Genomic DNA, 16,826 nt, shown 5'->3' with positions numbered 1-16,826 from the left:
TTGAACTTTTAGATTTGAAACTATAGTTCAATTCTTCTTTTTACGCGCCAATCTGTAAAGTATTCCCAAATCTCTCGTTCTGTGGAGTCTTGTAAGGAGTCAACCCCAAATGCTTCTGCCAAGCTTTTCTTTTTCTTAGGTTTAGAATCCAAGTCATTGAATTCTTTCTCGGATTCTAAAGCAAGATTAATGTCATTCTTTAACTTGATATAGAAATTCTCCATTTCTGATTTGGTAGTCAATTCGGAAACTTTCTCCGACAGCGTTCTATTCGACTCTTTAAGAACATTTAAACTGGATCTTAAAAACCTATTATCTTTTTTTGCCTTTATTAAAGGGATGATGAAAGTAATTATGGTTACTACTATTGACAATATCCATAAGATCCACTGTGTTAATTCAGTCATAATATTCCTTTATCGAATTTGATTTCAAATCAGACCTGCTTATAAAAATCGTTTTTTTGAACTTTTGATTACCTCAGTTCTATGTTGTTAAACGTTTGTATTCACTTCACTTTCTATTAATGACTTAAATTTTTTCATTCCGTGTTCATAATTTTTGTTATGCCAATATCGACCGCCTGTTCCTGGATGACATACAAAATCATATTTTACTCTTAATTCCGATTTTGGAATTTTCCATCTTAATTCATCCCAAGATAGTTTTGATACAAAAATTACTAAATCTGGTTCGATAATATTAATAACTGCATTAATAGTTTGCGCTCCAATTTTATAATCAATTGGCTTACAGAATTTTTTTATCGAATCTCCAGTTTCTGGTGCTGGTCTTTGAAATCCATTCATAAAAGCTACGTTAGTCATAGCTCTAAATTCCTTAACATCCATAAAATCAGACATTCGAGTGTTCAGCTCTCTGAATATCATATGTCCATTAGGCTTCCAATCTCCACTCAAAATACCTCTTGTGTTTATCCAAGCAATTTCTTCTTTTGATAAATCTGTTTGTTTAGAATTATACCAATTTTCAGGATTTTGGCTTATAGTCGATTTTGGTGGTAAATAATGGCTTTCAGCAACCAACATTATTTTTCGTGAATTGTACTTTCCGTAATTCTCTCCAATAAAAGGACGCATTGAAGGAAACTTTTGATAATGTTCTATTTTATCAAGTTTAGTGTCAAAAAATTCTGTCGATTTGTTCATATTTTGTTGGTCTGGGCAAATCGCTTACCACAATTATATCCGTCATGTGATGGATATCTCTTTTGTATAAAACTACTAAATCTTAGACGGGCAGAAAATCCTTTTTTTGAACTTTATCCTAAGTTACGATTTCCAAATCATCATTTGTAGAAAATGGGGAAGGCTACAATCGATATATTTAACTTTTTTAGAATTAAGCCTAACCCATTCTTAGTTTTAACTTAAAGGCACCCTTCCTAAACTTCAATTTGGATATTTTAAGTACAAATATCCGCCCATTTGCTTTAATTTTTTATTATTTCTAAATGACTTATTACTTATCATGCGTGATTTGAATTCATTGATATCAATCAAGGTGACTATAGAATCTTTTCTTTCAAAACCATCGAACAACTCTATCAACGGGCCCTTTATTACACCGTTTATGGGTTTACTTTTGCGGTCGTAGATTGTGGAAAAGATAACGTTCGCTGTAATAAATGAACCGAGTGGCGTGGGGTGTAGGTTATCATCCCGATAGAGTTTCCAATTATTTTTAGCTTTCAAAATATCTGTCCATGTTTGACTGACAGGTGCAACTACCATACCTAGCTCCTTTGCAATCTTCATGTATGAATAATCCAAAATTTTACCATCGATTACCGGGGCATTTTTTCTTGGATACAATGATAGGATAACCGTCTTGGCACCCCGTTTTTCAATTATGGAATAAAATTCCCTTACGGCCATATAAAACGACTCACTTTCCTTTACTCTTCGGATGCCGTTCACGACATAATTCTCTCCCAAAGTGCTTTGTTCATTAAGAATTACGAAGTCCCAACTCCGTGAATCAAGGGTTTTTTCGACCAGTCCTTCATTTAAGTGATCCCGAAGTGTATAGCCACCAAAAGCAATCAGTTTTGTTCTTAATTCTTGTCCATTCTCGCGTGCTATGTGTTCCAGCATTTTGGGCATATTATTGTAATAAATACTGCTATTGCCTACTAAAAGTACATCTAGGGGCTTTTTATTATTTTGGTTACAGGCTATTGTAAGAGCCAGGGACAAAATCAAAAAAATAAAAGAGGCTTTATTACAAAATATGTGCATTCATGGTCATTTGTAGAGTGTGCCCTAAGTACTTCCTTTAGGAGCTTGGAGACTTAAATAGATTGTTTTAACTGATTAACAATGTTATGATACTAAATTATTTAATTAAGTTCTTATTATATGCAGTACTCAATTCACGTTAAAGTCGAAGCTTATTGATTCACCGTTTATATTGGTAACAACAATTTCATATTCTCCTTTCGCTAGGGCGAGATTAGTTTCGGATGTTTCGTTTTTCACCTCGATGCGGTCAATTGGTATTCCCCTGTCAATTTCTTCTCCTTTATTATAGGCAAGAATCATAACCGGAAGAGGGATTTTAATACCTTCAAGGTTCACATGTACCTGTTGGTTGCCGTTATCGAACAACCAGTCGGGTCGACCATCGATAAATTTCGTTTTAGGATGGAATACCGCCAAATCGGTCCATCTCTTTTTGACCTCATATTTGAACGGTTTTTTGCTTTGGTCGACTAGTATGGACGGTTCATCAATGTCCAAAGCGTTCAACATTGGATTATTATATTCCGGTTTACTTTTCTCGCTGAATTCGATTTGGTCGATCGTTAACGGGTCGATACCGGTATATTCCTTTAATCGGCCTGCCATGGCCTTCTCCCATCTTTCGTGATCTCCCTCGAATGCATGGTTGAAACCACAATGGATCAAAAATTTATCTTCAGGTCCTTTTTCGATTACCTTCTGGATGTTCTTTGCCTGTTCTATTTCTCTAGGTTTACCGTTGGAACCGTTGGTCTGTTCATATGGAAAAACGGTAAATCCAATCTTAAGGGCTCTACGGACTAAATCCCCAAATTGTGGGTCTTTTGTGTAATAGCCAGTTTTCTGAACCGGATATTTTCTTTTCATTAAATCCGTGTCTAGATATTCTCCGTTTCCCAATGTTTCAAATCCGATGTTTTTGTAGCCTATGTCGAATAGTTTTTGAAGTAGCGACTTTGTGAAAACGCGGTGCATTGAATTGTGGTGTGCTTCGTTGATGATTACCACTTTATGTGATTTTGCCTGTTCAACTATGAATTCTGTAGCGTTTATCGGCTGGTACATTGAATTGATAGAATCGGCCTGTTTCTCGTTGAACATTTCCTTCTCGGACATGTTCATTGCCAAATCCCAATGGATCAGTGCGTTGGTGTAGTCCGTGTTGTTTGCATAGGCCTGTGCAGACATTTGGTAGTTCCAAGAGCTACTATCTTTACCCAATTCATTCTTAATCTCCGAGCTGAATTTGTAAGGATTCTGAAAGTCAATTTCCTTATATACCCTGGGCTCTTTTTGACATGAGACAATCAATAATGCCACTAAAAAACTTTGAAAAACCTTCATACTGATATAAATCTATTGATGAGTATTTAAGAATCATATCAAATATAACTAAGTTTTTAGTTGTAACTATATATTTAGTTAAAAATATCTGGCTATTCTGCCTTGTTATCATAAGTCTATAAATGATATAGGCTGGTTAATCAGGAGTAAATTATGGGAAAACCTCAATACACTAAAATTTTTAGTGTTATATAATTTGCAAAGCTCTACACAAGATTTTAATATACCCAAAATTAGATTATAATATTGCATTTGTTGGGCCCTAGTGAGAATCCTTTATTTGAACTTTAGTAAACATCTCAATAGCAGTTGGCGCTCGATTCGAACCTATCATCTGAACATTTTTGCTATTTCTTCGGGATTTTTAATTTCATTTCTTTCTGACTCAACGATTTTGTTAAATTTCTACTTTCAAGAAAATGAATTATTGAGTCATGGTCAGCATCAATATTGATTATTGAAATAGAATTTGATGTCAATTTAAATAAATAATTCAGTAAGGAGCTTCCAATTAGCCTATTTCTCATGTCCTTCTTTACCGCAATTTGCAGAATCCGGTCATTAGAAGTATTAAGGACTGTATAACCACATAGTTCTTTTCCAATATGTGCGAGAAAGCAATAGGCATATTCTCCCAAATTTTCAATCGTTACCGAGGAATTCTGCCAAGTTGGTTCCATCTCCCCGATTTTACACAATTCCTCAAAGTTTGAATTTTGAAATCGTTCAATTTTTACTTCCTCATTTATTTTCATTACAAGAGGTTCTCCACTATAGCAATTTAACATCCTAATATGTCTAAACCCAATCTTTTCATATGATTTAATTGCCGGAATGTTATCTGAGATTACTTCCAATAAAACTTCATCAAACCCCTGTCTTTTAAATTCGGGCACTAAGATATCATACATTCTTTTTGTCAGGGCTTGCCCTCTTTCAATAGGATTCACTCCTGTTCCCGCATTGTAAGCTTTTTTTACTCCCTCTATCTTTCTTTCCCCATGTAGAACAAAGCCAATCATCTTTTGCCTCCTGAACGCCCCAATCGAAATTCCCTTATTAATGTCTTCAGCATTCATTTTGGCTTCAAGTTGTTCGAGGTTTAGCTTAAATGGGATGGAGTAGTCAGAAAATGACAGATTGAAACAGTCCAGAATTTGTTGGTTACTAATATTTGATAGTATTTTGAATTCAATCATTTCGATTTAACTGGGTTACCGAAAACGAACATCCATTAATCTCCCTCATTGGGCGTTGGATAAAAATTGGCATATGAAAATCTGTTTTTCTGAAGCGTCACTAAAAGGTTCTTCTTTAAAACTTCCAAACTTATGAACAATTTCAAGGCCCTTAAACTCCAAGTATGAATCCAATTCTTTTGGAAAAAAAAGTCTCATGTCCAAATTCTGAATCGAATCAAAATTACCATTTACATGATAATACCATTTTATACGGTTAATCTGGGTTTTACTTTCATACCGCATTGACTGCTTAATGAAAACTTCTCTTCCATCATCGGTGGTATATTCAGCGATTTGCTTTTGTTCTTTTTCACTCTCAACAATGTATTGAAGATTCGGATTAAAGCAATCCAGTAGAAACAGGCCGCCCTCCTTGAGATGATTTTTTACAACATCAAATGTTTTGAACAAATCCTCATTTTCGTATAAATGATGAATTGAATTAAAAGGGATCAAAATCAGGTCGTACTCTTTACCCAGGTCCAAAGTTCTAATGTCCGCTTGGATAAACTCAATTTCCAGTCCTGCCTCAGATGCTTTTCTTTTGGCTTGTTCAAGCATTGATGAAGTGAAATCCACTCCACAAATGTCGTATTCATCCCGCGCTATTGGAATAGTTAATCTACCGGTGCCACAACAAAGCTCAAGTACACGAGCATCCTTATCCTTTGGAAGCCACCGCCTGTAAAATTTAAGATCAGTCAGGTCAGTGTTCATACCATCGTAAATATTCGCGTCATAGATTAATTCCCCAACGTTATAATTACTTTTCATCTATGTCTTATAATATCGTTTATTTGAACTTTAATCTATCATTATTTTTGCTCATTTAAGAGCTTAATTATAATACCTATCTGCCCTAAGTGGTGAATATCGTGATGTAACATCCCATTTAATACAAATCGATATTCGTAATTACCTTGGAAGTCAGTATCATAGTATTTTGTATTTAGAAAATCATCTTCTTTGTCCTCTAGGAAATCAATTATTTCAATCAGACTCTTTCTGTATTCATCCAAAAGTGTTGGCCATCCAAGCTTGACCAAGTTCTCGTTCCCTAGCCAGTTTTCCCCCGCACCATCGGTAATCTTTCCGGAGCCAGTTCTAAGTTTAATCAATGTCTCTTTTCTCCAACATGTAAGGTGGGAGATTATCTCGGCAACGCTATGTAAATTGTCCAGTGGCCTTTTAAAAGGGTTTCCCTCTGTTATTTCTTCAAGCTTACGTTCATAGTTTTCTCCCATCCACAACTTTCGGTTCTGGACTTCGCACATTTGATTGATTAGTTCTCGTATTAAAACTCCCAATTGGTAATCATTTTTTTAGACTTTGACTTCGGGATTCGGCCACCAAAATGCAGGGTTTCGCCCTAGGCCGTTCTTGGGATTAAGCCCTTTTCGTTCAAGGAATCGATAAGATTCCTTAATTGCGAATGCATCCGTTCGACCGATGTCTCCTTGGTCAAAAAAGATGTCGCACCCATATCCAGAAGTTTCAGGCGTTCCTCCTCGGTAGATGAAGTGGTATAAATAACTACCGGGATCCTAGCGGTCAACCCGGCCTTATTAAGTTCCGCCAAGCATTCGGTCCCGTTCATGACGGGCATGTTCAAATCCAAGAATATCAATTTGGGGAGGGCCCCGGCAGATAGGTCCGTAAAATAGTCTATCAGTATCTTTCCGTTAGCAAACAGTTTCATCTCGATATCCGGATAGATTTCCTGCATCGCCTCCTCGAAAAACATTCTGTCATCTTCGTCGTCCTCTGCGTAGATCAGTGGGCTGATAATAGCATATTTGTTCATATCAAAATGGTTAGACGACATAAATATACCTCTTTTTTCCTTAATTTTAACGACATACGAATACGGCAGACCCTCTCCCTTTTTCCGCCCTGTTTTTTTTAAATATAAGAACTCTGATTTATCTTTTTTTGAACTTTCTAAAAGAGAAAAATATTGATCTATTGATTGTTTTGAAATCCAGCCGAGCACTTAAAGCAAGAACCTTTATAGCGATACATAGGGAAGTACAATCTCCATACTTACTTTTTCTGGACCGATGTTCTCCCTGCTAAACGATCCTCCATGGAGAGTTGTTATTTTCTCACAGAAAGCAAGATCCAAGCCTACACCTCGACGATCGCTACTTTCACTATTATTCCTTTTTACGGTATCTCGGTCACTTACTTGAGAATGTGTGATGATACATATTCGTAATTTTTTTCTATGGAACGTGTTTAGCACATTTTCGTTTGATTCAAACACCCGAGATGTTATTCTCAAGGTTTGTGCATGATCTGGACTGCTTATTCGGTTTACCAGCTCAAACAATTCCGTAAATAATAAATTTATCTTATTCTCGTCGCCATAGACCGATTCAACTTCCAGATCATAATAAAAACCATATGTAGATATGGAGCTCTTCGCCTTTGTTGATTCGATAATGCCCCTCAAATCAAAATGAGCCTTTCTTAACGGATAAAACTCAAGCTCACTATATTGTTGCAGACGTTTGGTCAATGAGTGTCCCTCAAATGCAATATCGATAATCCTATTCAAATTAAGGGCCAGTACTTCCCAACTGTATTTCCTTTTTGCTTCTGAGATGGTTTTGCTCGCGAAAAGCTGAATCTTTCGCAGGGGCTCCTGTAAATCGTGAGAAATCATTTTGTTCAGGATACGCAGCTCTTTATTAATGCTCCTTTCTTGACTTAGTTGGATCTCAAGGCTCTTTTGAACCTGCCCTAGCTCTTTTTGGGCCATCATCAACTCCTTATTTTTCAGCAGGGCGTTTTCCGCGGCATTTTTGGCCTCGATAAGTCCGCTCTCATAATCATTTCTCTTGTTTAGAAAAAGTCCGGTGAGAAAGATGTCATTGGCATCCATTGACATATTAAAGAGAAAGGGATGTTTGGTTCCGTCCTTTCCGATTAGGCTTAACACTATTTCATGTACCATATTCTTCTCGACCAGAATGGGATAGAAATGAGTTTTATAGAGGATTCTACTTCCCGGACTTAGAAGTGAATTGATGCTATTGTTTTTCAGCTCTTCTAAACCATAGCTTAATTTCCCAAGTATATATGGGTTGATATCGACTATTGATTCCTTGAGGGTCATACGGATTACCGCGCATGGCAACATATCAAAATCTGGCATTTTACGCTAGGAATTTTTCGGTCAAAAGTTCATTTTTAAGAACATCGATGGTCTCTTGCGGATGACTCAAATGGGGGCAATGGCCCGATGCATCCATGTTGACGATTTTACTGTTGGGCAAGTTATCCTTCACAAATTGACCTACTCTTTGGTTTGCTATATCATCCTCCGTACATTGTACTATCAGGCAAGGAATATCCACTTTGTTCAAGTCCTTTCTATTGTCCGAAAAAAATGTTACCCTGGCAAAATTCTTTGTAATGCTTTTGTCCATCGAGCAAAAGCTTTCCGCCAATTCCTCTGACAGGTGAGACTTTTCATGGTTTTTCATTACCACCGGTGCTAGATAGTTTGCCCATTCGATATAATTCGAATCAAGCATTTCCAGTAAATCTTCCAGTTCGCTTTTTTCGAACCCCCCATGAAAATCACCCGTATTCAAATAGCAACTGGAAGGGCAGATCATTACCATCGACCGAAAAATTTTTGGCCTTTCGATATAGGCCAATACTCCGATCATCGAACTGACCGAATGACCAATAAATATGGCTTTTTCAATACTAAGTTCCTCACAAATTTCTATAATATCCTGGGCATACCCCGTTAATTTGCCATATCGATTTTCATCATAACACGTAATATCAGATCTGCCACATCCGACATAATCAAAGACCAACACCCTAAAATGCTTTTCCAGAAAAGGTAAGATATATCGCCACATTGCCTGATCACATCCGAAACCATGGGCAAGAATTATTGTTCGGTCACCATTACCGATCAATCGGACATTATTTCTGAGACTAATGGAAGACAACTTGCTGGATGTGATTAATAATTCGCAAGTTAAACAAATAAAATTACCATTTTAAGGTTCTAAGTTATCGTTTATATTGGACTTAGGTTTCGGGATTACACAACCCTTTTGGCAATCGTTTTATTGAACTTTAGAATAGATAGCAAAACCAATTAATAAGACGATGATCAAAATTGAAATGACTATCATCGGCTTTTTCTGTTCTTTTAAAATCTCTATGACTAAACTAAATATTTGTTCAAGCATCGTTTTTTTGAACTTTACCCTAAGTTACGATTTATGAATTATCAAATTTGAAAACAGCCTAAATACACCACATAAGTAAATCCAAACTATTCACTACTTGGTCGGTTACTTGGTCGCTCACTTAGTCGGTACTTGTTCGGTACTTGTTCGGTACTTGTTCGGTTACATGTTCTGGTAATTGTTCGGATAGTATTTTTGAAAATCGATTATTTAGACTTTAGATTTTTCAAGGCGCCATTTACCATAATTGCTCCTGAGAGAACAATAAATCCCAAAAGTATCGGAAGTCCATATCCCGACACCATGTATCTAAACATGGTTCTATTTTCAGTGACTGGTGTGCCCTTTATGACCATGATTAACAGTTTTGTTGCAAATAGCGCAACAATAAATATTAAAATATAACCTACAATCATTTGAATATAGCAGTAGAGTTTCATCGTTTTTTTGAACTTTTGTTGTTATCTGCCACACTTCGACAGGACGTTAACAATCCTTAATTACCATTGTTTTTGAAAGTGAATCGTGAAACTTGTAGCCTTTTCTTTCAAATAAAAATGTTAATGGGTCAAATGGTATAAGTCTGCAAAGAGTTCTGGTGAAAATTTGTTTGCCACTAGGTTTGTCTCCATTTTCATCCACTACTTTTGTTTTAGTTAAGAACTTGCCCAAAGTTTTCTGGAAGACGGATTCCATAAATGCATAATAGCCAAGAGAAAAGGCTAGACCTGTACGAAAAATTAATCTAAAAGAATCTTCTATATCCCCAAGAAAGTAAATCAAAGAAGAATTGAATATTGCAATTATTGAGATGTCCACAAGAAAATTCACAAAACGGTTTTTCTTATTTGCAGATAGGGAGCTGATTTTCTCCTTTAGTTCTTTTTCCACAATTGCTTTATCTCGGATTTTTTCAAATTTTGATGTGTTAATATTCCGTTTTTCGACTTCTACATCTGCAGCTTTGATTGCGATCGGATTATAGTTTACCCTCTCAACCGTTACAATAATTATCAATTCATCATCTGTCCTTTCGGACATTACTTCTGTAAATTCGTTTTCCATTAATTTGATGGTTAGGTCATGTTACTGCGTGGCCGATGATGAGCATGTTAAAAAAGATTAGGGCGATTTGAGACCCAACCCAGTTTTTACTTGATGGAGGTATCATCCATCATCGTTTATTTGAACTTTCAACTAAATTACTATTTCTGAATAATCGATTGTAGAAAATGGGGAAGGCTACATAGGACTTTTTCTTGACTGTGTTCTCTTTGGCCGTTTTCGGGATTGCCCAAAAGTTTTCTTGGGCCAATTTTCTTAAAATCCAATTATCCTTTTTTTTTGGGTGCCTTGCCGAAAATTAACGATATACCCAACCATCAATCGTGGAAAAGTGGTAGGCCGCACCATAGCTTAATTCTTAGGGATAGTTCTGTCCCTAGAGCGGGCGATCACTAAATATAAAGGAACAAACTGGCCAGATCCCTCTTATGAACCGGCCAGCTATATCCAAAACCAAGACTTCTATATTCTCAATCTCATGAATAACTCATGGGTACCCTTTTCAACACCGCCAACAGGTTTTTCCAAGGCGTTCTCATAAGCATACCCTACGTCAAATCCTCCACTGATATTGAACAAGAATAGACCGCTGATACTTTCGCTAAACCTGTAACCCGCGCCGATAGTGAAACGCTCTGCAAAACCCACCATACCGGTGAGCTCATAGGAAACCGGGGAAGCGGTAACAAAACGAAGCATATTGGTTAGGTACAGGTTGGTGGATTCCGAGAGCTCGAACTCATAACCTCCGGCCAAGTACATATGAACCTTATCGGTGCCTACCCTTGCCTCGCCGTTGCTTTCCTCCAAACGTTCGGGGGTCAACAGTTTCGGAATGGAAGCCGAAACAAAGTATTTATCATTTTTCCAGTACAGCCCAACACCAACGTTTGGCGTAAACCTATTATCAAAGTTCATCAAACTACCGTCTTGGCCCACCCCATACGTTTGGAGGCCCTGGGTATTGGCATCATAGGTGTTGGCGCTCCCTTTGAGACCAAAGAAGAGTTGGTTGTTCTCCGATACCTTCACCTGGTAAGAAACATCTATGGCCAGCCATGTCTGTGTTTCGATAAAGGTCTTATCATTAAGTACCGACACTCCTAGGCCTACATTTTTTCCCAACGATGTACCGAAAATAGCACTTTGGCTTTCCGGAGCGCCTTCTACCCCTGCCCATTGGCTTCGAAGGCCCAAGGCAAATTCCAGGCCGTCATTACTACCGGCATAGGCAGGGTTCACTACGTTCATGTTATAGCGATAGAACGAGTACTGCGGGTCTTGTTGGGCATAAAGGCCTAGGGCCGCCAGAAGCACGCTAAATATTGTTATTACTATTGTTTTCATTTTTTTTTGGCTTGATTAGGTTAATAGTTGATGAATATCCAACCTCTCAACGGAGCTTCACCATTGCCGAGGTCGATTATGTAGAGATAAGATCCGGAGGGCAGTTTCTCGTTCTTATTCTTAAAGAAACCCTGCCAATCGTTTCGATAGCTATTTTGGGCAAATACTTCATGACCGTAACGGTTGTAGATCCTTACGACATTGTTGGGATAGTTTTCGATGCCGGGCACCATCCATGAATCGTTAAGACCATCGTTATTGGGCGTGAAGGCCTCCGCCGGAACCAGTACCGGTTCATTATCCTGTGGGAAATAATCCTCACTGTCAGGAACCCCGTCATTGTCATCGTCGTCGTCCCTATTGTCGGGAATACCGTCATTGTCATTATCGGCCGGGGTGTCTATCGGGTCGGTACTATCCGTTCCCGACTCGTTTTCCTGTTGGTCAGTATACCCATCTCCATCGTCATCGGTATCGGCATTGTCACCGGTACCATCACTGTCGGTATCTTTTTGCTCTGTTTCGTCCAGTGGAAAATCGTCCGAGCCGTCCACCACTCCATCATTATCGTCATCCTCGTCCACATTGTCCCCAAGACCATCACCATCGGTATCGACATCCTCTTCACCGTCGTTGTCATCGTCGGTATCCTCATTGTCACCAATGCCATCGCCATCAATATCGGAATACTCATTTGGGTTATGGGGCAGGTCGTCTACATCGTCGGGATACCCATCGTTGTCATCATCCTCATCGGAATTATCTCCAGTACCGTCCCCATCGGTGTCGGTATCCTCATTCCCGTCCAAGGGAAAATCGTCCTCCGTATCCGGGGTTCCATCCCCGTCGTCATCGGTATCGGTGTTGTCACCTGTACCATCACCATCGGTGTCGGTATCTTCATTCCCGTCCAAAGGAAAGTCATCTTCCGTATCCGGGGTTCCATCCCCATCGTCATCGGTGTCCTCATTGTCCCCGGTTCCATCACCGTCCGTATCGGTATCTTCGTTTTTGTCCAATGGGAAAGCGTCCTCTGAATCCGGTGTTCCATCATTATCATCATCTATATCACATACATTTCCTTCCCCGTCATTATCAGTGTCCGACTGGTCTGTATTAGCTGAATCAGGGCAGTTATCCGAATCATCCCTGACCCCATCATCGTCCGTGTCGGTATCCTTATTTACAACATGATTAGCATTGATTCCCGTGTTGCCATCGTTATCAGTTAAAGAAACTGTTAGGGTAACCATACCATCGCCAAGAACACTTAAATCGATATCTGAAATCTGATCGGTTGAAGACGTAATTGTACCCGTACCCGTAACATTGGTTCCCCCACCTTCACTACTAAAAGAATATTGGTAATTGGCGCCAATTTCTGCACCTGTAAATGTAAAAGAGGCAGATGATTCGTTGGATACGTCCAAAGAAGCCTGATCGAAAGCTACAGTGTAACCTACCGGTGCGGTTGTATCTTTATGAACCGTATCTGTGGTAGCTATGCCGGCATTGCCCTTGTCGTCGGTCAAAGCGACCGTCAATGTAATAGTGCCGTCATTAAGTCCGCTAAGGTCAATTCCTGAAATTTGTTCCTCTGTTGATGAGATAGTACCCGCGCCGGTAATATCGCTAACGCCACCGTCACTACTGAAGGTATAATTATAGGTAGAGCCCAACTCAGCACTTGCCAAAGTAAAAGAGACCGAAGTTTCGTTGGATGGATTTATCGAGGCTTGATCAATGCTTACGGTATATCCTACGGGAGCAATGGTGTCTTTTTCCGCCAAATCAGTGGCAGCTGTACCTACGTTGTTGTTCGCATCGGTCAAAGTAACCGAAAGACTAATAGTACCATCGCCAAGAGCGCCTAGGTCGATATTAGAAATCTTATCGGTCGAAGTTGTTATTGTGCCTGAGCCTGTTACATCAGTTCCCCCGCCATCGCTACTAAATGTATAATTATAGGTGGCTCCTACTTCGGCACTGGCAAAGGTAAAACTGATAGAAGATTGATTTGAACTCACTACCGGGTCTTGATCGATAGACACTGTGTAGCCTTCAGGTGCAATATCATCATTAACCGAAACGGTAAATTCCTTGGTAAAGTCATCCGTACCATCATTGGTGTTGATTCTGATGTTGTAGTTGCCCGCCGCTAAAGTACTATTGGTTCTTAGGGTAGTACCATTGATATTAAAACTCGCATTGTCGGTATCACCTGTGCCCGCTATGAGTGAGTAGGTGTGAGAATCGCCAGAATCTGCATCGATGGTGGATAATGTACCAACCGTGGAGTCCAAACCCGTTGCACTTTGATTGATGCTATTATTATTTAGAGCTATATCGGTAGGAGCAATGTTAATCGCTTGAACCGTGATTTGGAAATTATAAGGTACATTGACCTTTCCATCACTGAGGGTAAGTTCTACATCATGGACCCCTGCATCAGCGTTGGTTGGCGTACCGCTTAATTCAGCCTTAGTTGCTACCTGAGCAATAAGTGCGGTTGTCAATAAATATAACTCACCCGTATCTGATATTACGAGGTCATCGGCAAAACCGCCGGAAGAAACTGTAAAAAATGTATTAATATTACCGTTGATATCGATTTTTCTTATCCTTTTGCTTAATCTCTCGGAAATGAAAATTTCGTCATGTTCATTAATGGCTAATCCCGATGGGTCGGCAAAAGTCGCATTGACTGCAGGTCCGCCATCACCAGCTTCCGATCCGGCACCTTGTGTACCAGCTATGGTTTCAATGGTGTCCGTCGATAAATTAACCCTCCTGATGATGTCATTGAATCGGTCGGTAAAGACCAGACGCCCAGCATTATCAAACGCCATTCCGTGCGGTTGAGAAACTTGTGAGGTTGACGCAGTCCCTGTGTCGCTATAACCCATTGTTCCTGTGCCGACGACTCTTGTCCAATTCGTAGCGGGGTTATTGTTGGCAAGGTCAATTTCATATATTCCTCCCCGTGCCGACGCATAAAGTTTTGAACCGCTAGAATTCACTAGCAATCTAAGGATGAACGGTTCCGGTAAATCTGACAGAAGGGTTCGAGTACCCATGTTATCAATTTTAACGATGTCCGATTTGGCGTAGTCTCCAACATACACTGCATTATTGACCACATCATAGGCGATTCCTAATGGATTTAGATTTGTATAAGTCCCATCACCCTGATACCAAGTTTGCACATTTCCGCTCTCATCAACATAGCGAATCCCATACTCTTCGGTATCTGTGAAAAACAATTTATTATCACCATAGGCGGCAGTACCTGTTCGAATGACTGTGGCGGAGGCACTGGTACCATCTGGCGATTGATTTACACCATCCCCCATATTGCTTGGCGTTGCACCAGTACCTACGAAACTGGTTTGCAACGTGCCACTGGTAAAGGTCAACCAAGTAGGGACGTTGTTTGCCATCCAAGTAATTACATCGTTATCAGCATCTGAAGCCTTGATGTCGTAGTAATAAAGTGATTCCGCTGTTGCTGATGTGATTGAGGTGGACGTCACCGTTGGGGGATTATTGGTTGGGGCAATAGTTACAGATCCCGAATCACTATAGGCTATACCGCAACTGCCATTGGTCAGTACTGCTCTATACATTGTAATATTTGCTACGTTACTGTAACTATAGGTGTTTGAGGTATTCGAGATATCTGACCAAATAATGCCCTCATCGGTCGAACGCTGCCATTTGGTAATGGTCCCTGTGTAACCTGTCAACGTCAACGTACCGCTATTGGTGGTGGAACCGTGCACCGCTGAACTAACCTCTCCTCCTTCGGGAGCCGTACCGGATACTACGGTAATTTCCTTTGATGGGGAAATATCCGTAAAACCACAGTTGTCTATTTCGGTAACAACCCTGTAAAAATAAGTTCCTGTACCAGCAATGACTTCATCAAGTGTAGTTTGTGTATGGGCAATATCAGTCCAGTTTGTATTATCGCTGGAACGTTGCCACTTTTGGACTTCACCCTGCTGACCTGAAACAAAGAGTTCAACATTTGAGCCGGCACAAATCGTGGTGTTTTGGGCGAATACATTTCCAGCCTCAGCTTCCGACACGTTTATAGGTGTACTTGAGGTGGTTAAGTTGTTACAGTTAGTTGGGGCATTTGTATTAACAATTGCCCTATAGTAAGTGGTTCGGGAAATATTGTTAACTACCAATGAGGTGGAAGTGTTGTTGATGATCATTGGGGTATCGATAAAGTTATTGTCGGAGCTTTCCCAACGCACTACTGTACCATTAAGTCCAATAAGGGTAAGCGTGGTTGAATTGGAACCATAACAAACGGAAACCTCTCCACCGGTAATCGTACCTCCTGGAGCACCATTTATGTTGATATTTTTCGTGAAAAATGGTGTGGCACTGGTTTGATCATAGGGCATATCACCAAATTCCATGATACCAAAAATCGAAGAGGTGTTGGGAAAATCGTTCCAATCTCCTGCACTTGAATAAACATGACCAAAAGACTCCCCAGGGTTCCCATTATTATAATCATTCGGTTCACCGCTTCTCCAATTTTGATATACGCCCGAAATTTCATTGCCCCCTGTTCCCGCGTTAGCGGTGGTCAGCTGGGTACCTTTTTCCGGTCCTGTTACCCAAAAAAATTGACCTTCTGAAGCATTTGTATTAGCGAACTCATTATAACCTAAAGCTTGATTGATTTGGTCATGATCATCTGACGCTCCCATCCATGAATCTTGACCTATCAATCTGGTCACAAAAGTATTTTCAGCTGCATCCGTCAACGTTACCAAGTAACCTTCCCTTCCATAGTATGAAGTAGAAGAGGCCAAGGTTTTGGCATCTGTCCAGCTGGACGGATTTGGAGTAACACGATAAAAATGCCCGTTCAAGGGATTATAGAATGTTTCCCCGGCCACAAATGAAATCTTTCTGGATTCCGGGGAACATATTGGACCGGATGTTATCGTAACATTCCTAAGAAATGCCTGCCATTCCGATGGCGACAAAGTCCCCTTAAATACAATAGATCTGGTGTTACTGTTCCAACCAGCAGTCGATATACCGGCTGGTAACCCGCCATTGTAACCCAATTGATCGGATGGTGTGAATGAGTTGGTAATGGAAACTGTAAAATCGGTGATATTCGACCCCGCTTCAATATTCAAATTCGGGGCTACAATGGTCGCGGTGGTCGCTTCAATCGCATTTGGCTGATTGTCGCCGGAAACGGTTATATCGTTTTGGGCGTAAATAGTTCCAAGAGAGAGCAAGAGAACTATAGGTCTAAATAATTGGGTTAATTTTGTCATGGTTTTTTGGGTAATGAGTCAGTCATATAT

14 protein-coding genes are annotated in these 16,826 nt (G+C 39.7%); all 14 read right to left on the bottom strand.

Annotated features, from left to right (window positions below; all coding sequences use genetic code 11):
* Positions 1 to 20 precede the first annotated feature (20 nt).
* A complete protein-coding gene (locus tag D1013_RS09020) occupies positions 21 to 407 on the bottom strand; it encodes a hypothetical protein (RefSeq protein ID WP_121848509.1) in 387 nt (128 codons plus the stop codon).
* Between the two features lie 87 nt (positions 408 to 494).
* Positions 495 to 1,169: a hypothetical protein gene (locus tag D1013_RS09015; protein ID WP_121848508.1), complete on the bottom strand. Its 675-nt coding sequence runs from the start codon at positions 1,167 to 1,169 to the stop codon at positions 495 to 497.
* A gap of 243 nt (positions 1,170 to 1,412) precedes the next feature.
* A complete protein-coding gene (locus D1013_RS09010) occupies positions 1,413 to 2,117 on the bottom strand; it encodes an SGNH/GDSL hydrolase family protein (protein ID WP_162987859.1) in 705 nt (234 codons plus the stop codon).
* A gap of 273 nt (positions 2,118 to 2,390) precedes the next feature.
* Positions 2,391 to 3,608 carry a hypothetical protein gene (locus D1013_RS09005; RefSeq protein ID WP_121848506.1) on the bottom strand — a complete coding sequence of 406 codons (1,218 nt, stop codon included), beginning with the start codon at positions 3,606 to 3,608 and terminating at the stop codon, positions 2,391 to 2,393.
* 347 nt (positions 3,609 to 3,955) lie between these two features.
* Positions 3,956 to 4,687, bottom strand: coding sequence for a GNAT family N-acetyltransferase (locus D1013_RS09000; protein WP_240467936.1), 732 nt, complete (start codon positions 4,685 to 4,687; stop codon positions 3,956 to 3,958).
* Positions 4,688 to 4,852: 165 nt separating this feature from the next.
* Positions 4,853 to 5,623, bottom strand: coding sequence for a class I SAM-dependent methyltransferase (locus tag D1013_RS08995; protein ID WP_121848504.1), 771 nt, complete (start codon positions 5,621 to 5,623; stop codon positions 4,853 to 4,855).
* Positions 5,624 to 5,664: 41 nt separating this feature from the next.
* Positions 5,665 to 6,123 carry a DinB family protein gene (locus D1013_RS08990; RefSeq protein ID WP_121848503.1) on the bottom strand — a complete coding sequence of 153 codons (459 nt, stop codon included), beginning with the start codon at positions 6,121 to 6,123 and terminating at the stop codon, positions 5,665 to 5,667.
* A gap of 95 nt (positions 6,124 to 6,218) precedes the next feature.
* Positions 6,219 to 6,653, bottom strand: a complete 435-nt coding sequence (locus D1013_RS08985) for a response regulator (RefSeq protein ID WP_162987858.1) — start codon at positions 6,651 to 6,653, stop codon at positions 6,219 to 6,221.
* A gap of 204 nt (positions 6,654 to 6,857) precedes the next feature.
* Positions 6,858 to 8,009, bottom strand: coding sequence for a phytochrome family protein (locus D1013_RS08980; protein ID WP_121848501.1), 1,152 nt, complete (start codon positions 8,007 to 8,009; stop codon positions 6,858 to 6,860).
* Position 8,010: 1 nt separating this feature from the next.
* A complete protein-coding gene (locus tag D1013_RS08975) occupies positions 8,011 to 8,823 on the bottom strand; it encodes an alpha/beta fold hydrolase (protein WP_121848500.1) in 813 nt (270 codons plus the stop codon).
* A gap of 452 nt (positions 8,824 to 9,275) precedes the next feature.
* A complete protein-coding gene (locus tag D1013_RS20345) occupies positions 9,276 to 9,425 on the bottom strand; it encodes a hypothetical protein (RefSeq protein ID WP_162987857.1) in 150 nt (49 codons plus the stop codon).
* Positions 9,426 to 9,555: 130 nt separating this feature from the next.
* Positions 9,556 to 10,134: an RDD family protein gene (locus D1013_RS08970; protein WP_121848499.1), complete on the bottom strand. Its 579-nt coding sequence runs from the start codon at positions 10,132 to 10,134 to the stop codon at positions 9,556 to 9,558.
* A gap of 462 nt (positions 10,135 to 10,596) precedes the next feature.
* Entirely contained in the window at positions 10,597 to 11,481 is an 885-nt protein-coding gene (locus D1013_RS08965) for a PorP/SprF family type IX secretion system membrane protein (RefSeq protein ID WP_121848498.1), read from the bottom strand.
* Between the two features lie 20 nt (positions 11,482 to 11,501).
* Positions 11,502 to 16,796 (bottom strand): DUF8696 domain-containing protein, encoded by a 5,295-nt coding sequence (locus D1013_RS08960; protein WP_121848497.1) that lies wholly within the window; start codon positions 16,794 to 16,796, stop codon positions 11,502 to 11,504.
* Positions 16,797 to 16,826 lie beyond the last annotated feature (30 nt).

This window comes from Euzebyella marina (assembly GCF_003687485.1).
GTDB lineage: Bacteria > Bacteroidota > Bacteroidia > Flavobacteriales > Flavobacteriaceae > Euzebyella > Euzebyella marina.
Note: the sequence above shows the minus strand (reverse complement) of the source record. Positions and strands in the feature narration are given on the sequence as shown.